This is a genomic window from Corynebacterium coyleae (genome assembly GCF_030408635.1).
GTDB classification, from domain to species: Bacteria; Actinomycetota; Actinomycetes; order Mycobacteriales; family Mycobacteriaceae; genus Corynebacterium; species Corynebacterium coyleae.
On sequence record NZ_CP047198.1, the window covers coordinates 621,277 to 639,262 of the forward strand.

The 17,986-nt window shown below is 64.6% G+C and carries 11 protein-coding genes; 7 read left to right on the forward strand and 4 right to left on the reverse strand.

What is annotated here, in order from left to right:
- Positions 1–8: 8 nt before the first annotated feature.
- From CCOY_RS03030 to CCOY_RS03045, 4 genes are read left to right on the forward strand one after another with little or no spacing between them, the layout of a single operon-like run.
- The gene (locus CCOY_RS03030) at positions 9–3,083 is read left to right on the forward strand and encodes an ATP-dependent DNA helicase (RefSeq protein WP_092101619.1); all 3,075 of its coding nucleotides are present in this window, start codon (positions 9–11) and stop codon (positions 3,081–3,083) included.
- Positions 3,076–6,372, forward strand: coding sequence for an ATP-dependent helicase (locus CCOY_RS03035; protein WP_244268687.1), 3,297 nt, complete (start codon positions 3,076–3,078; stop codon positions 6,370–6,372). Before CCOY_RS03030 ends, CCOY_RS03035 begins: the two co-directional genes overlap by 8 nt.
- Positions 6,369–7,472, forward strand: coding sequence for a potassium channel family protein (locus CCOY_RS03040; protein WP_070483126.1), 1,104 nt, complete (start codon positions 6,369–6,371; stop codon positions 7,470–7,472). Before CCOY_RS03035 ends, CCOY_RS03040 begins: the two co-directional genes overlap by 4 nt.
- A complete protein-coding gene (locus CCOY_RS03045) occupies positions 7,462–9,513 on the forward strand; it encodes an ATP-dependent DNA helicase UvrD2 (RefSeq protein WP_070840206.1) in 2,052 nt (683 codons plus the stop codon). Before CCOY_RS03040 ends, CCOY_RS03045 begins: the two co-directional genes overlap by 11 nt.
- Positions 9,514–9,572: 59 nt before the next feature.
- Here the strand turns inward: CCOY_RS03045 and CCOY_RS03050 are convergent, their stop codons facing one another.
- Complete coding sequence (locus CCOY_RS03050; RefSeq protein ID WP_092101622.1) at positions 9,573–10,406, reverse strand: hypothetical protein; 834 nt, start codon at positions 10,404–10,406, stop codon at positions 9,573–9,575.
- Positions 10,407–10,446: 40 nt separating this feature from the next.
- Between CCOY_RS03050 and CCOY_RS03055 the strand changes: the two genes are divergently transcribed.
- The gene (locus CCOY_RS03055; protein WP_244268688.1) at positions 10,447–10,941 is read left to right on the forward strand and encodes a M48 metallopeptidase family protein; all 495 of its coding nucleotides are present in this window, start codon (positions 10,447–10,449) and stop codon (positions 10,939–10,941) included.
- 29 nt (positions 10,942–10,970) lie between these two features.
- On the opposite strand, the gene CCOY_RS03060 is transcribed toward CCOY_RS03055, so the two are convergent.
- A complete protein-coding gene (locus CCOY_RS03060) occupies positions 10,971–12,470 on the reverse strand; it encodes a zinc-dependent metalloprotease (RefSeq protein ID WP_092101624.1) in 1,500 nt (499 codons plus the stop codon).
- Between the two features lie 69 nt (positions 12,471–12,539).
- Between CCOY_RS03060 and CCOY_RS03065 the strand changes: the two genes are divergently transcribed.
- Positions 12,540–13,652 (forward strand): YlbL family protein, encoded by a 1,113-nt coding sequence (locus CCOY_RS03065; RefSeq protein ID WP_092101625.1) that lies wholly within the window; start codon positions 12,540–12,542, stop codon positions 13,650–13,652.
- 3 nt (positions 13,653–13,655) lie between these two features.
- Here the strand turns inward: CCOY_RS03065 and CCOY_RS03070 are convergent, their stop codons facing one another.
- Together CCOY_RS03070 and CCOY_RS03075 are read right to left on the reverse strand one after the other, a co-directional pair.
- On the reverse strand, positions 13,656–14,336 hold the full coding sequence (locus CCOY_RS03070; RefSeq protein WP_092101628.1) for a hypothetical protein: 681 nt from the start codon (positions 14,334–14,336) through the stop codon (positions 13,656–13,658).
- Between the two features lie 38 nt (positions 14,337–14,374).
- On the reverse strand, positions 14,375–14,863 hold the full coding sequence (locus CCOY_RS03075) for a PPA1309 family protein (protein ID WP_070451114.1): 489 nt from the start codon (positions 14,861–14,863) through the stop codon (positions 14,375–14,377).
- 173 nt (positions 14,864–15,036) lie between these two features.
- Between CCOY_RS03075 and CCOY_RS03080 the strand changes: the two genes are divergently transcribed.
- Positions 15,037–17,943, forward strand: coding sequence for a UPF0182 family protein (locus tag CCOY_RS03080; protein WP_244268764.1), 2,907 nt, complete (start codon positions 15,037–15,039; stop codon positions 17,941–17,943).
- Positions 17,944–17,986: the final 43 nt, after the last annotated feature.

Below are 17,986 nucleotides of genomic sequence, written 5' to 3' on the forward strand. Positions count from 1 at the left end.
TCTCCTTTATGTTGTTTCCACACCCTTCACCAGTGCCTCCGGCAGCGTTAGAGCCGAAGGCGTACCTCGTGCCGCGCGAGCGCAACATCACCCCGCGGACCTGGGACAACCCGCTGCCTGAGGCCGGGTTGTGGAAGGTCACCGGCCGGCCCTCCTCAGGCGTGAGTAGTTTTCTTGTGGATACGGCGGCGGCCGCGGTGCGTCGTCACGCAGGCGCGGGGGACCCGGGTGGCATTTTGGTGCTGACGGACTCGAAGGAAACCGCCGGACGGCTGCGCTCGCAGTTGTCGGACACGCTGGCGCAGTCGGGGTTTGTTACCGATGAGCCCATGGTGCGCTCCGTGCACTCGCTGGCCTTTGCCATTTTGCGCTCGCATGTGGACGAAGAAATCCGCCTGATCTCCGGCGCGGAGCAGGACGCAGTGATCCGCCAGTTGCTCCAAGGCCAAGATGAGGATGCTCGTGGCTCGTGGCCGGAGGATCTGCGCCCGGCGCTTCCACTGGTCGGCTTTGCCCGTCAGCTGCGTGACTTCCTGCTGCGTGCAGTGGAACGTGGTCTTGGCCCTGTCGAACTGGAGGAGCTGGGCAGCCGGCATGATGTGGGCATCTGGAGCGCGTCTGGCGAATTCTTGCGCGAGTACCAGCAGGTGATGGCGCTTTCGGGTGCGCGCAGGCTGTCCGCCTCGGAGCTGGTGGATCAGGCGGTGCGACTGCCGCTGCCGTGCAGGTGGCACACGGTGATTGTGGACGATGCCCAGCACCTCGCACCCGCTGCCGGCGCGCTGGTCAAGCGCCTGCTGGATCAGGCGGACTTGGGTGTGGTCGGCGGGGACGAGGAGCAGTCGGTGTTCCACTTCCGTGGTGCGTCGCCTGAGTTCTTCCGCACCCTTGGCGGGCTGGAGCACACCACGATTGACCTGGGGGAGTCCAAGCGCGATCCGCGTCGCAGCGTGGCAATTGCGCCCGATTCTGCAACGCAACTGGCGGCGGTGGCGGATGCGCTGCGCCGTGCCCACTTCGAACACGACGTGGACTACCGGGATATGGCGGTGATTGTCCGCTCGACCACAGGCATTGACCCGGTGCGCCGCGCGCTGTTGCGCTCCGGGGTGCCGGTGTCGCTCAACCCGACAGATTTGGTGCTTTCGGAGCAGCGCCTGGTGGCATCGCTGTTGCTGGGCATCCGGGCACTGTACGAGGAGCTCACGCCGAGCGAGTGGCGCGACCTGCTGCTTGGGCCTGTGGGTGGTGCGGATCCGGTAACGCTGCGTCGCCTCATTCGTGGGCTTCGCCGCTGGGCGCCTGAGCGTCGTGCCGAAGAGTCGCTGCGCGAGTTGCTGACGGATCCCGCCGGGTTGCCTGACTTTGATACGTGGTTGACCGACCGTGAGCTCGACATCCTCCAGCACGTGCGTGGCGTGCTTGACGCGGGACGTCAGGCCTACGCGGAAGACGGCAGCGTAGAAGAGATCCTTTGGGCGCTGTGGCAGGCCACGGGCCTGTCGAATCGCTTGTTGGCCTCGGCGCTGCGCGGTGGTGCGACGGGCTCGCAAGCGGACCGCGACCTGGATTCCGTCATGGCACTGTTCGATGCTGCGGGCGACTATACGGAGCGCCGTCCCGCTGCCGGGGTGGAGTCGTTCGTGGACTTCATCCTGGAACAGGAACTGCCCACCGGTGTGCGCGACCGGCGCACCGCAACCCCCGATGCAGTGTCGCTGCTCACCGCTCACGGTGCTGTCGGGCGAGAGTTTCGCCGTGTCATCGTGGCGGGCGTGCAGGACGATACATGGCCAAACCTGGGGGAGACCGGCTCGCTGTTCCGCCAAGAAGACTTGATCGACCTGGTGGATCATGACGTGGATCCGGACGTGCCGGTCTCCCACACCGTGGAGCGTCTGATTGAGGAACGCCGCCTGTTTACCGTCGCCACCACCCGCGCCACCGAATACCTGCTGGTGACTGCGGTTGACGACGAAGACGCGGAGAAAGAAGGTGAACCCTCCCGATTCGTCGAGGAATTCTGTGAAGACCACGGCCTCACCCCGGCACGCTTGCGGCTGAGTTCGGCATCGCAGGCGGATCTTGGCGACGACACCGAGACGCTCGTGCGCGTGCTCGCCCACGACGATCTGGTGGCGGAGTTCCGCCGGGTGCTCACGGATCCTTCGGTGGATGAGGCGACGCGCTCCCAGGCTGCCCGACAGTTGGCGCGCCTGGCGGACGCGGGTGTGCTTGGTGCGGACCCTCGGCAGTGGTGGACCACCACGACGGTGTCTACGGATGAGCCGCTGAGCGCCAGCCCGACGCTGTCGCCGTCGCGAGTAGAAGGCCTGCTGAAGTGCCCGATGAGTGAGGTATTGCAGCGCATGGTGGGCCTGGACGAGTCGATGGACATGGTCTACGGCGTGATGGGCCACGCCTACCTGGAAGCGCTCGGCCGTGGTGTGGATCCGGACGACGCGTTTAACGCCGTGATCGCCGCACGCAAGGAGGTCAGTGACGCACCTGCGTGGAAGGCGCAGCGCGACATCGAGGAGTTTGAGCGCTTGCTGGAGCGCACCCGCACCTGGCTAGAAACGAGCCGTGGCGCGTTTGAACAGGTCGCGGTGGAAACATCCGTTGACGTGCAAGTCAGCGACAACGTGCGCGTCCGGGGTCGTGTGGACCGCCTCGAGCGCGACGACGATGGTGCGCTCTACGTGGTGGATCTAAAGACTGGTGCGACGGCGCCCACGAAGAAGGAGATCGGTGAGCACGCCCAGTTGCTTACCTACCAACTCGCGCTGGCTCACGGCACGTTCGACGGCGAGCGGGTCGTTACCGCACGCGGGGAGTCGGACATCACCGTGGGTGGTGCGATGCTGGTGTTCCCGAAGAAGGACACCAAGGCCATCACGGTGCTTGAGCAGGCTGCCAAGACACCAGAGGAGCTAGCAGAGTTCGCCGAGGCTATCGATACATTGCCCGCCGAAATGACAGGACCTACGCTGCTTGCCACAACGGGGAAGCATTGCGATCGCTGCAGTGTGCGCGCCTTGTGCCCGGTGCAGCCGGAAGGGGAGATGATTCACAATGTTTAACCAAGAAACCATGTCCCCGAAGCTGCTGTCGCGCTACCTCGGGCAGAAGTTCCCGCCGACGGACCAGCAGGCGGAGGTTATCGGCGCCCAGCCAGGCCCGCTACTGGTTGTCGCAGGTGCCGGCGCCGGCAAGACGGAGACGATGGCCGCGCGTGTGGTGTGGCTCGTCGCTAATGGCTTTGCACGCCCCGAAGAGATTCTGGGTCTGACGTTTACCCGCAAGGCCGCCCAGGAGATGAAAAAGCGCATCCGCGACCGCCTGGCCACGCTAGCGCAGAACCGCGACCTGGTTGCGCGCCTCGACCCGTCTGGGGAATTAGCCAAGCGTCTAGAGGTCATCGCACCGCAGGTGTCCACCTATGACTCGTATGCAGGCACCTTGATCCGTGAATACGGCCTGCTCGTGCCGGCGGAACCGGACGCGCGGTTGATTACGGATGCGGAGTTGCACGCCATCACCACCGAGGTGGTGCGCAACTACGCCGGTTCGTTGCTGCCGGACGGGAAGAACCGTGCACTTGGCAGCGTGGTGCAAAACGTGCTCAAACTCATCACCGCGATGGGCAACGAACTTGCCACCCCGGAGTGGGTCACAGAGCATGCCCACGACTTCCTTGCAGAGACGGAGTCGTACCCCTCGGCGAGCAAGATCGAGTTTTCGAAGATTCTGCAGGGGTGGCGCGATATCCAGAAGGAGCGCGTGAACTACCTGCCGCTCGCACAGGCAGTGAACGAGGAGCTGCGTAAACGTGGTGTGATCACGTTCAACGAACAGATGTCTATCGCGTCTGCGTTGGCGCGTGATCATGCGGTGGTGGGGGCGTCGCAACGCAATCGCTTCCGCGTGGTCATGCTGGACGAGTACCAAGACACCTCGCACTCCCAGCGCGTGTTGCTGCGCAGCCTTTTCGGCGAAGCGCAAGATCCGGGCCTGACGGTCACGGCGGTGGGCGATCCGATGCAGGCGATTTACGGCTGGCGTGGCGCGACCGCGGCGAACCTGCAGGCGTTCGTAGAGGACTTCCCGCTTGAAGGCGGCTCACCAGCGCCGAAGTTGCAGTTGACCACCTCGTGGCGCAACCCACCTGAGGTGCTGGATCTGGCCAACGGGGTGTCCGATGCGATCCTGGGCACCGACGAGACAAAGCGTGCCGTGGCACCGTTGGCGCCGCGCCCGGGGGCGGATGCTGGCGATGTCACGCTCGGGTTCTTTGGCACGCAGGCCGAAGAGATCGAGTTCGTCGCCGATGAGCTGGCGAAGACATACGCCCAGGCCCAGGAGGCCGAGGAGCCGTTTTCGGCGGCCACGCTTGTGCGCAAGAACAAGCACTCGCAACTCATCGCCGCAGCACTCGAGGCCCGCGGTGTGCCCTACGAAATCGTTGGCCTGGGCGGGTTGCTGGACGTGCCGGAGGTCGCCGATACGGTTGCCGTGGCGACAATGCTTGTGCGTCCCGACGACACCGCGGCAGCACTGCGTGTCCTCGGCGGGCCAGCTGTTGGGTTGGGCCTTGCGGACTTGCGTGCGCTGGCATCGCGCGCGAACAACCTGCGCGGCAAAGAAGACCACCGCGAAAACACGCAGCGTATCAGCGACCCCTACGCCCACTTGGTCAGCCAACTCGAAGAGGCGATTGCCCAAGCCGACGACATCAAGGCGCGCACCGACCGCCCAGAAGGACTCACGGATGCGCTGGCGGATCTCGGCGAGCCGGAACGCTACAGCGAAGAAGGCCTGCAGCGCATGCGCGATACGGCCGCCAAGCTGCGTTGGCTGCGCACCCACAGCCTGGGCAAGCGCTTAAGTGACCTGTTCGCGGACATCATCCACGTCTTCGGCATCCGCACCGAGGTGCTCTCCCGCCACAGCGCGACGGGCGCGGTGCATCTGGATCGACTGTTGGAGGAGGTAGCCAATTACCCCGGCGCAGGCCTGGACGGACTGCTGGATTACTTCGAACTCGCCCGCGAGCACGAAGACAGCCTGACCCCGGGTGCGGTGACGGTGAAGGACGACCGGGTGCAGATCATGACAGCCCACAAGGCGAAAGGCTTGGAGTGGGATACCGTCGCGGTGCTGCATGCCGATTCGGAGACGTATAAGCCGAAGACGGAAACCTTCCTCACCTTCGTGCAGTTCCTGCCTACGGAGACCTACGGCGATCCGGAGACCTTCCCGGAGTTCGGCGAGGTGGACACGCGCACCGACTACCAGAGGGCGGGCGAGGCATGGAAGAAGCACGTCACCGCGGACCTGGCGGAGGAAGCAGCGCGTCTGTTCTATGTTGCGGTGACGCGTTCTGGCGGGAAACTCATCGTCACAGGTTCGCGCCGTAGGCCTGACGTGGTCAAGGAAGCAGCGCCGTACGAGCACTTCGCCACCATGCGCGACGTTGTCGCACCCGAGTGCGTGGTGGTGTGGGACGACGGTACGAATGCTGAAGCAGACACCGACGCAGACGCCAGCGCCGACGCTCTTGTCGACGACGGCGAGCGCACCGGCCGCTGGCCAAACTACGCCCCGCTAGCCGAGGACGAAGCAGCCGCGCAGGCGGTCAACGCCGCGCGCGAGAACCTGCCAAAGTTCGTAGACGGCGAACTGTTTACCCTCTGGGAGCGCGACGTCTCTGCACTCATCGAAGAACACGAGCAGGCCCAGGCCGGCGACGTCCCGGTGGTCATGCCGGGCGAACTGACCGCGTCCGATGTGGTGGCGCTGAAGGCCGACCCGGTGCAGTTCGCGCGCCGGGCACGCCGCCCAGTGCCGTTTAAGCCGAACACTTACGCCAAGCGCGGTACCGCCTTCCACGAGTGGTTGGAGGAGTTCTACGGTGCACGCCCGTTGCTGACCGAAGACGAACTTCCCGGCGGGGATGAGGCTGAGGTGGATCGCGCGATACTCGAGCGGCTCAAGCGAAACTTTGAGGCCAGTGAGTGGGCGTCGCGCACCCCGACGTTTGTGGAGCATCCCTTCGAGCTCGCCGTGGGCGAGGGCGTGGTCCGCGGACGTATGGATGCCGTCTTCGAGGATGTGGACGGCTGGACCGTCGTGGACTGGAAGACCGGCGAGAAGCCGAAGCGGGATGCGATGGAAGCGGCGCAGTTGCAGCTTGCGGTTTACAAGGCGGCTTGGGAGCGTATCTGTGGTGACGGTCGTCCGGTTCGCGCTGTATTTTTCTACGTGCGCACCGGTGAGACGTATGCTCCGCGTAGTCTGCCCGATGCGGCAGAACTCGAAGAGCTACTCAGCAGATCTGCTGAAGGCAAGGGTAAGGACGAAACGGAATGAAACTGCGCAGGGTTTTTACGCTGAGCGCGAACGCCGCGGATCAAACGGCGATCCCGGTGCACCACCTGCTCGATGTGGTCAGTATCCCGGCCCTCGAGCGGGCGACGCCGTGGTCGTTGATCGCGCGCCGGTTCGGCTACGCCCTGCTGCTTATCGTTGCCGTCGCGATCGTCGCGTTCATTGATCGCAATGGATACTCCGAGCCGTTGACGTTCATTGACGCGTTGTATTACTCGGCGGTGACCCTGTCTACCACGGGCTACGGTGATATCACTCCGGTGACGCAGTCGGCCCGAGTCATCAACATTTTCTTCGTCACTCCGGCCCGTGTGGCCTTCCTGATGCTCCTCGTCGGTACGACTTTGTCGGTGCTGACGGAGGATTCCCGTAAGACGCTGCAGATCCAACAGTGGAGGAATACCGTGCGCAACCACACCATCGTTATCGGCTACGGCACGAAGGGCCGCTCGGCGGTCGACGCATTGGTGGCAGGCGGTGCGTCGCCGTCGTCGATTGTTGTCATCGACCCAGACCCGGCTGCGCTTGCCGTCGCGGAGAAGCACGGTTTGGTCACGGTGCACGGCAATGGCACCAAGTCGGACGTGCTGCGCATTGCGGCGGTGAGCCGTGCGCGTTCGGTGATCGTGGCACCGTCTTCGGACGATACGGCTGTGCTGATCACGCTGTCGGTGCGTGAGTTGGCGCCGAGTGCCATGATCGTGGTCAGCGTGCGAGAGGGTGAGAACCAACACCTGCTTATGCAGTCGGGCGCGGACTCGGTGGTGGTCTCCTCCGAAACGGCCGGACGTCTGCTTGGCATCGCAACGGTGACCCCGCCCGTGGTGGAGATGATGGAGGATCTGCTCAGTCCGGACGAAGGCTTCGCGGTGGCAGAGCGTCAGATCGCGGACGACGAGGTTGGTGCGAACCCGCGCCACTTGGCAGACATCGTGCTTGGCGTGGTGCGCTCCGGTGAGCTCTACCGCATCGATTCCCCCGAAGCAGAAACGGTCGAGCCGGGCGATCGCCTCCTGTACGTGCGCATGAACACCCCGGATATCCGCCGCCAGGCGGAGAAGGCAGTGCGCGATGAGGATTGATCTGAGCGTGCTTGATAGCGACCAACGTGTCGCCGCCGAAGCACCCCGCGGGCCTGTGTGCATCCTCGCCGGTGCGGGCACGGGTAAGACGAGGACGATTACGTATCGCATTGCCAACCTGATCGATCGCGGCACGGTCGCCCCGAACAAGGTGCTCGCCGTGACGTTTACCCAGCGCGCGGCAGGGGAGATGCGCGACCGTCTGCGCACCATGGGTATCGGGGGAGTGCAGGCGCGCACGTTCCACTCCGCGGCCATGCGGCAGTTGCAGTACTTCTGGCCGCAGATCGCCGGTGACCTGCCGTGGCGGCTTTTGGATAACAAGTTCCCGTTGGTCGCCCGCGCCGCCCGCGCAGGTGGGCTGGATACGGGCAAGGAAATGGTGCGCGACCTGCTTAGCGAGATCGAGTGGGCCAAAGCCAGCGTGATCGGCCCGGAGGATTACGCCGCACGCATCGCCGATACCCCGCGCACCCCGCCGACGGATCCGCAGCGCGTGGCCCAGGTGTACCGCCTCTACGAGGAGGCGAAGACGAGCCCGGATGGCATGCTGCTCGATTTCGACGACCTGCTGCTGCACGTCGCCGGCGCGCTTGAGAACGCACCTGCGGTGGCGGAGGAGTTCCGCGCCCAGTACCAGACCTTTGTGGTGGACGAGTACCAGGACGTCACCCCGCTGCAGCAGCGCGTGCTGGAGGGCTGGCTGGGTGATCGCGACGATTTGACCGTGGTGGGCGATGCCAACCAGACCATTTACTCGTTTACCGGCGCCACCCCGGATTACCTGCTGAACTTCTCGCGCACCTACGAGCACGCCACGGTGGTGAAACTGCAGCGCGACTACCGTTCCACGGTAGAAGTCACCGAGTTGGCCAACACTGTCATCGGCAAGGCCAAGGGGCGCGTCGCCGGCACTCGCCTGGAACTGGAGGGCATGCGCGGGCGCGGTCCGGCGCCACAGTTCAACGGTTACGACGACGAGCCGTCTGAGGCTCGCGCCGTGGCCCGCGCGATCAGGCGTTTGCTTGATGACGGCGTCCCCGCCCGCGAAATCGCCATCCTGTACCGCATTAACTCCCAGTCGGCCGCGTTTGAAGCGGCGCTGGCGGATGCCGGCATTGCCTACCAAGTCCGTGGTGGGGAAGGGTTCTTCCACCGCGCCGAGATCCGCGAAGCCATCGCAGCCCTGGTCCGAGCCGCCCGCCGCACCGACCTGCCGGACGACCCGGTGGCGGTCGCCCGCGCCGCGTTCGCACCCATCGGCCTGACCCAGACCGAACCCGAGGGCGCCCAGGCTCGTGAGCGCTGGCAGTCACTCAGCGCGCTTGTGGATCTCATCGAGGAGATCGTCCGCACCCGAGAAGCCGAGGATCTCCCGCAGGTGTTGCGCTCGTTGCGCCAGCGCGCAGAAGCCAAGCAGCCACCCGCTGTGGACGGGGTGACCCTGGCCAGCCTGCACGCCGCGAAGGGCCTGGAGTGGGACGCAGTATTTCTCGTTGGCCTGGTGGAGAACACCTTGCCGATCTCGCACGCGATCAAGGCCGGCGACGACCAGATCGAAGAAGAACGCCGCCTGTTCTACGTCGGGGTGACGCGTGCGCGTGAGCACCTGCACTTGTCGTGGTCGCTGTCGCGCCAGGAAGGTGGGCGAAAGAACCGGTCGCGGTCGCGCTTCTTGGACGGCATCGCACCGGAACTTGATGTGGAGCGCTCCCCGGAACGCCTCAAGCGCAACCGCCGCTGTCGCGTATGCGGCAACCCGCTGTTCAGCCCAGCAGACAAGGCGCTCGGACGCCACGAGGAGTGCGAGCCGAGTTACGACGAGAACGTGCTCGCCGCCCTGAAACGCTGGCGCCTCGACGTCTCACGCGCAGCGGGACGCCCGGCTTACATGGTGTTCTCGGACGTGACACTCATGGCAATCGCCGAAGCCATGCCCGCAAACGAGACGGAACTGCTTGGCATCTCCGGCATCGGGCCGGTGAAGGTGGAGGAGTACGGCGCGGGCGTGCTGGCAACGCTTGAGGAGCACCGCCACTAAGGCAGCCCCAGCCGCGCCAGCCCAGCCGCGCCACCCCAGCCGCGCCAGCCCAGCCAGCGCTAGAAGCACATCGGGCAGTCCGGGTGCGACGGCACCCGCTGCGACACCACAGGCACAGGCGCGAACGGGTCCGCGACCACCACGTCACCGGCTACAGGCGTCGGTGCCGACACCCCGGGCGGGTCGGGCGCACCGGCAAGCCTGCCCGCCACCGTTGCGGCCGCCACCGCACCGGCCGCCAGGGAAACCGGCTCGGCGGCGATTGCCGGCGGGAGGTGCTCCTCCACCTGGTCGATGTTTGGGTCCCGGTCCAAAAGGTACAGCCGGGCGCACACCGGGCACGGCCCAGACGGAGCGCACACAGGGCCGACGACCACGCGCGCGTCGAACTGCGTCACCGGCACCACAGGACCACGCCGGCCACGGGTCGCGGCGGCGATCTGATCCACCTCGGCAGCACAGTTCACGGCAAGCACCGGCAGGTGCGGCTCGTGATCGAGCAGGAACTTGCTCACCGACTCGTCCTTCATCGGGCTGCGCGTCACCACACCACGGCGCGACAGCAGCAGCGTGATCTGGGAGGCCAGCGCGTCGCGCCCCACCACCAGCACTTGTGGGGTGGTGGTGGGGATGAGGAGCCGGTAGGTGATGAGGTCGTCGATAAGACTGCGTGCACGCGCCTCACCGAGATGCACCGCAAGGGCTGCGACAACGGTTTTGAGCATCCGCGGATGTGTCAGTGAGTCGAGGACCGTGACCACCCCGTCGGCGCTGGGCACGGTGATGAGCCCGGTGCGTGTCGCGTCCGCCCCGAACTGGATTGTTTCTGGCGCGCGTACGAAAACGCGGACGCCGCGCGCGAGTTGTATGCGTGTGTGTTCTTGGATTGCCACGTGTGTTCCACCCCCGCGTCGCATCCTACAATGTTGCGCTATGTCTGGGATGCAATATCGCGTGATCCGCTCCGCCCGTCGTGCGAAGACGGTGCAGGCCAGGGTGGTCGGCGGGGTGGCGGAGATCCGCATTCCGGCGCACTTCACCAAAGCGCAGGAGCGCGAGATGGTGGAGCAGATGCTGACCAAGTTGGAGAAGAAAACGTCGACGCGTTTGCTTGACGACGACTCCCTACGCACCCGCGCCGAAACCCTGAACAAGGAAATTCTGCAGGGGCGGGCAACGATTGGTTCGGTGCGGTGGGTGTCCAACCAGAACACGCGCTGGGGCTCCTGCACCGTATCGACCGGTAATATCCGCATCAGCGATCGGCTTCGCGACGTACCGGCCTACGTGCTGGACGCGGTGCTGGTGCACGAGTTAACGCACACCTTCATCCCGAACCATTCGAAAGAGTTCTACGCCTGGGCGGATCGGGTGCCCAAGGCGGAGCGCGCCCGCGGGTTTTTGGAGGCCTACCAGCGCTACGGCTAGCCCAGCCCCGACGCGCGGCCAGGCAGCGCCTACAGCTCCGTGCCGTCCTGGCTGCCGTCGTCCTTGCCGTCGCCGTCTTCGCGCTTCAACTCGGGGTTGTTGCGCAGTTCTTCCTCTAACTTGGCAAATTCGTCGTCGAGGTCGGTGTCGGGGGCGTCGTCGAGAAGCGTGTCGATGAAGGACGCCGGGTTGTCCAGCTGCTCGCTGGACGGCAGGAGGTCGGGGTGCTCCCAGACGGCGTCGCGACGATCCACGCCCACAGCGGTGCCTGCGCGACGCCACAGTTCGGCGGCCTCGCGGGTGCGGGGTGCTGCGAGTTCGATGCCGACGATGTTTGCAAAGGCCTGCTCAGCAGAACCACCGGTGGCGCGGCGGCGTGCCCACGCCTCGGCGAGTTGCGGGGTGGTGGGGATGCGTTCGCTGAGGGCTTCGTCGACGACGACGTCAACCCAGCCTTCGACAAGCGCGATCAGGGTTTCCAAGCGCGACGTGGAGGTAGCGTTGCGGGTGCCTACGCGCGGGGAGAGGTCCTCGTCTTGCAGGCGCTGCATGGCCTCCTGGATCTGTGCAGGATCGCCACCATCCAGGTTCAGGTCGCGGACGGCCTCTTCGATGTGGGAGGTGTCAATCTGCAGGCCGGCGGCGTATTCCTCCACGGAGGACACGAGGCGCTCGACAAGCCACGGCACGTTGCGGAACAGGCGCTGGCGCGCGGCCTCGCGTGCGGCGATGTAGACCATCACTTCCTGGCCCGGCAGGTCCAGCCCCTTGGAAATCTCCGCGATGTTGCGCGGTAGGACCGCACCAATGCCGGCGGGTGCGACAGGCAGGCCGAAGTCGGTGCCGGTCAGCGCCTGCTGGGCAAGGTCACCCAGTGCGTGGCCCAACTTCATGCCGAACTGCATGGAGTTCATCTGGTTAACCATGCTGACCATCGGGCCCATCATCTCGCGGGCCTCTTCGGGCATGGTGTCTAGCTGGGCGCGCGCCATGTTGGCGGCGACCGGGTTGACCAGGCGCTTCCACATCGGCATGGTCTGCTCCAGCCAATCTTGGGCGTTCCAGGCCTTGGCCTGTGCCTGGCTGGCGGGCAGTGCGGTGGCACCGTCGAGCCAGAGCTCCGCTAGGCGGAAGGACTCCTCGGCGGCGCGGGAGTCTGCCTCGCTGACCGGGTTCACCCCGGCGATGCGCTGGCGAGCCATGCGGGCGGCCAGGTCGAAGTTGACGGCGTCGCCGTCCTCCTGGGCGTTCATGGAGGAGCCCATGCCGGAGAGCATTTGGCCGAACTGATTCAGGATGTCGCCAAGCCCGCCAGCACCAGCGCCACCAGCGCCACCAGCGCCCCCAGGGCCGCCGGGGCCACCGAATCCACCGAACCCGCCGGACCCAAAGTTTCCGCCGAAACCGAAGGCTGCAAACGGGTTGGTCGGCTCGCCACGCCCGTTGTCGTTGTTGTTGCCTTCGTTGTCCCTGCCCTCGTTGTCGTCGTTGCCGTCGTTGGGAAAGGAGAATCCGAATCCGTTACTCATAGGCGCCACAATACAGCTGCACAACGGCGCGGGTTGGAGCTGCTGGTTGCTGCGCTAACATGTGCCACCATGACGAACGCGCACACACCAGCGGACGCGGCAGAACACACGCCCGCGACCAAGACAGCGAACAAGCGTTTTTCCACGCTGGTGTGGGGTGCAGTGCCTATCGCGTTGCTTGCGGTGGGAATGACGATGGACCACATTCCCGGCACGGACATCAAGCTCACGGTGCCGTACGCGGCGGAAGGGGCGGGCCCGACGTTTGACACGCTCAGCGAGATCCAGGGCACGCCCGTGGTGGACATCGAGGGGGCGGAGACCCTTGAGACTGGCGGGCAGCTGAATATGACCACGGTGTCGGTGCGCACGAATATGACGTTGGGCCAGGCGTTGGCCCGCTGGGCGGTGACTAAGGACACGTTGGTGCCGATCGAGCAGGTGATGCCGGCGGATCGCAGCGAGGAAGAAACGCGCGAGTTTAACCAGCAGATGTTTGTCGCGTCGGAGGCGTCGGCGACGGTTGCGGCGATGCACTATCTGGGCAAACCCACAACGGTGAACATCCATGACGTGGTCAAAGGCGCTGCCGCGGACGGGATCTTGCAGCAAGGCGACAAGATCCTTGCCATCGACTCCACTCCGGTAGCCAAGCCGAGCGCGGTCCAGGACGTGGTCTTTGCCAAAAAGCCCGGCGAGACGGTGGATGTGACCATCAGCCGCGACGGCAAAGAAGAGACGAAGACCGTCGAGCTGAAGGAGAATCCGCACGAGAAGGGCAAGCCGATGCTTGGCATTCTCATGGATTCTGAGCCCGCCGATGGCCTGAAGGTGCACTACAACCTCAACGACATCGGTGGTCCGAGTGCGGGCATGATGTTTTCGCTGGCGGTGATTGACAAGTTGACGCCAGGCGAGCTCAACGGGGGCAAGTTCGTTGCCGGTACCGGCACGATTAACGACGACGGCGAGGTCGGCCCCATCGGCGGTATCACCCACAAAATCCGTGGCTCGCGCGATGAGGGCGCCGAGTTGTTCCTCGCGCCGAAGGGCAATTGTGATGCGGTGAAGCAGGCCGACGCTGGCGATATGACCGTCGCCGCCGTGTCCACCCTCCAGGAGGCAGTGGATGCGATGGAGGCGTTCGCCGCAGGCCGCGACGTGCCAACCTGCGACGGCTAAGGGTTAGGGCTTCTTCGCCAGGCCGAGGTCGTAGATCCGCTGGCGCGGGTCCTCCTGGTCGGAGGAGATCAGTTGCTGCATGACCAGGCCCTCGCGGTTATCCACCACGGTGATGATCGCGGAGGTGCCCAGCGTGGACCAGCCGACTACGCGGTCGCCGGAGTCTTCCACCACGCGCGAGGAGCGCAGCTCCGTGAGCAGTTGGGTCGAGGAGGCCGCCTTCGATTCGGAGTCGAAGAATTGGAACTGGCCGATCTCGTCGCCCTGGCAGTCATAAGAACCGCTGATCCCGCCGGCGCCGCAGCCTTCGAACTGGTCGAAGAACTCCTCAGGCGCAAGGGAGGCGAAGCGCTCGCGTACCTTCTCCAAGGTCGCCTCCGCCGACGAGCCCGCCTTCTCCCGTTTCGTCGAGCTTGTGCTTGTCGACGACACCGTCTCGGAAGCCGACTCCGACTCCGACGCCGTGCCAGATTCAGACGCAGCGATGGTAGTTGTCACGGAGGTGGTCGTTTCAGGCGTGGTCGTCTCCGAATCCGAGGAGGTGGTTGGGTCCTCGCTGATGTACGACGTCGAGATGGGGCTGCTGGTCGCGTTGGCCTCGTCGTTATCGCCACCACCACAGGCGGCGAGAGACAGCGAGCCGACAAGGACAGCGGAGGCGATTGCGCGGCGGGACACAGACACGGTCAGAAGCTCCTTGGATTGGGTTTCGGGTGTCTAGCTTAAACCAGGTCGTCCGGGTCTTGCTCAAGCCCGTAGCGCAGCGCAGCGATCACACCCGGCGCGACATCCGGGCCGCCACGCAGCTCGATGTCGTCCTGTGCGAAGGGGCCGCGCTCCTCCAACTCTTCATCCGTCAGGCGCATCTGCAGCAGGGTCTGCTCGATGTCTTCGGTACGCAGCACGCCGGAGAACAACCGCGCCGGGCGCGCCTCGGCATCCGCCGGGGCAGAGGCGTCGCGGAAGAGGATCTCCTGCGCCAGGATCACGCCTTCAACCTCACGCGGCCAGGCCAGGCGGGTGACGTACTCGCCGAGCTCCTCGGAACCGGGCAGGATATTCTCCGGCAATTCCTGCACAACCAGGGTGAGGGGGGAGGAGTCGTCGAGGGTGCCCAGCTCGTCGACAAGCAATTGCGTTGGTACCAGACCGAAGAGGGTTGGCGGGGCGTCCCAACCTTCGGCGTGGACGAAATCGACGGCCTCCATCATGGCCTTATTCAGGGCTTGTTGTTCGCGCACGGGAACCTTTCCGGATTGTTGGCCGTTAAACTTTCTAGGCTGTAATGCACATAGACGTTGGACAACACTATTCCTAAGGAGCAGGCTTGGCTACCCGCCTCACCCGGCCACAACCACGGTCGCAGAAACCGAATAAAGGCCTCATGGTCACACTCGGTGTACTCGCCGCACTTTTCTTCCTCCTGCCAGTGCTGATCGGTATCTATACCGATTTTCTCTGGTTTGGGGAGGTTGACTTCCGCGGTGTTTTCAACCGAGTGATCCTCTTCCGTGTCGTGCTGTTTGTCATCTTCGCGCTGCTTGGTGCAGCCGTCGCATGGGCAGCGGCACGGATTGCGTGGCGTGGCAGGCAACAAGACAGCGGCGATATTTTCGGCGAGACCTCGCAGCAAGCGCAGTACCGCGCCGCCGTGCAAGACGGTGTGAAGGGGCTGCTGACCTGGGTGCCGGTGATCGTGGGCATCATGTCTGGTCTTGCTGGCCAGCGCATGTGGCGTGTGTTCATGATGTGGTTCAACGGTGGGGACTTTGGCACCACCGACCCGCAGTTTGGCAAGGATCTTGGCTTCTACGCGTTTAGCCTGCCGGCAATCTCTGCGATTGTGGGCACGCTGTCCATGCTGCTCGCCGTGGCATTTTTGATCGGTGCGGTGGGCCACTACATGCTCGGTGGCATCCGCATTGGCAACAACGTCACCGGAGTCAAAGGCATGGTGTCCAAGCCGGCACGCATCCAGCTCGCCGTCACCGCAGGCCTGTGGATGCTGACCAAGGCCGTGACCTACTGGCTGGACCGCTACTACCTGCTATCCAGCCAGAACGACATCTTCACCGGTGCGTCCTACACCGCGGTCAACGCGATGCTGCCCGCGAAGATTATCCTCACCGTCATCGCTGTGGTTGTCGCAGCGGCGTTTTTCGCCTCCATCGTGTTCAAGGACTTCCGCGTTCCGGTGCTGGCAACGGTGCTCATGCTGGTGTCCTCCATCGTGGTGGGCAACGTGTGGCCGGCGCTTTTGGAGCAGTTCTCGGTCAAGCCGAACCGTCAGGCCAAGGAATACGAGTACATCGGCCGCAACATCGAAGCCACACGCGAGGCATACGGGCTGACCGACGACAAAGTCACCTACATGGAGAACTGGGGCGGCAACACCTCAAACACCGATGTGGCTAAGGATGCGGCGACGATCTCCAACCTGCGCCTGCTGGACCCGGACATCATTTCCCCGACGTTTACCCAGAACCAGCAGCTGCGTAACTTCTACGGCTTCCCAGACCAGCTGGCCATGGACCGCTACGAGGTCGACGGCCAGATGCGCGACTACGTTGTCGCCGCGCGTGAGATGGACCCGAACGCGCTGAGTGAAAACCAGCGCGACTGGATTAACCGCCACACCGTGTACACCCACGGCAACGGCTTTGTCGCAGCGCAGGCCAATACTGTCGACGAGGCCGCGCAGGACGCCGGCTCCACCCGCGGTGGCCTGCCAATCTTTACCGTGTCCGACCTGCAGGCCAACGCCGCCGCCAAGGAGGCCGGCGAGGCTGAAGAGCTGGGCATCAAGGTAGAAGAGCCGCGCATCTACTTCGGCCCGGTGATCGCCTCTGCGCAGGATGGTCTGGACTACGCCATTGTGGGCGATAACGGCCAGGGCCCGGTGGAGTACGACACCGACAACTCCACCTACACCTACACCGGCAAGGGCGGCGTGGACATCGGCAACCCGATCAACCGCGTGGCCTACGCCGTGAAGTACCAGGAACTGAGCTTCCTGCTGTCCGACCGTGTTGGTGGCAACTCGAAGGTGCTCTACGACCGTGACCCGCGCAAGCGTGTGGAAAAGGTCGCACCGTGGCTGACCACCGACTCCAAGACCTACCCGGCTGTTATCGACGGCCGCGTGAAGTGGATCGTGGACGGCTACACCACGCTTTCCCAGCTGCCGTACTCCACGCGTACTTCCCTGCAGGACACCACGCAGGACGCGCTGAATCCGGACGGCACCACCCAGCGTCTGATCACCGACAACGTCGGCTACATCCGCAACTCCGTCAAGGCCACCGTTGATGCCTACGACGGCACCGTGGATCTCTACGCGTTCGACGAGTCCGACCCGGTACTCAACGCGTGGATGAAGTCCTTCCCGGGCACCGTGCGCCCGAACTCGGAGATCTCCGACTCCTTGCGTGACCACCTGCGTTACCCGGAGGATCTGTTCAAGGTCCAGCGTGACCTGCTGGCGCGCTACCACGTGGATGACCCGGGCGTGTTCTTCAACAACGACGCCTTCTGGTCTGTGCCGAACGACCCGACCGCACCGGAAGGCCGCGACCAGCTGAACCAGCCGCCGTACTACGTGGTGGCCGCTGACCCGGAGACCAATAAGCCGTCCTTCCAGCTGATCACCCCGTTCCGTGGCCTGAACCGCGAGTTCCTGTCCGCACACATGGCGGTGTCTTCTGATCCGGAGACCTACGGCAACATCACCGTGCGCGTCCTGCCGACGAATACCCAAACCCAGGGACCGAAGCAGGCTCAGGACGCCCTGATGTCCTCCGACCAGGTGGCGCGTGACCGCACCCTGTGGGAGGGGACGAACGATCTGAAGAACGGCAACCTGCTCACCCTGCCGGTGGGCGGCGGCGAGATCCTCTACGTCGAGCCGATCTACTCGCAGCGCAAGGACCAGGCCTCGGCCTTCCCGAAGCTGTTGCGCGTGCTGGTGTTCTACCGCGGCCAGGTGGGCTACGCCCCGACCGTGTCCCAGGCGCTGAAGCAGGTGGGTATCCACTCTGACGCAGCCCAGGAAGTCGAAGTGGTGGACGAAAACGCACCACAGGGTGAGGCTGAAACTACCCCCGCTGAGGAAAACAAGGAAGCCACACCGGAGGGTGATAACGCGCCGAAGGTAAACCGTGACGAGGCCCTGAACAGGATCAATGATGCTCTTCGTAACCTGGAGAGTGCCCGCAACGGCTCCTTCGAGGAGTACGGTCGCGCCATCGACCAACTCGACCGTGCAGTGGCTGAGTACCAGAAGGCGCAGTAACGGGTTATAGTTATCCCGTCCCCCCAGGACCAGGTGCATCGCG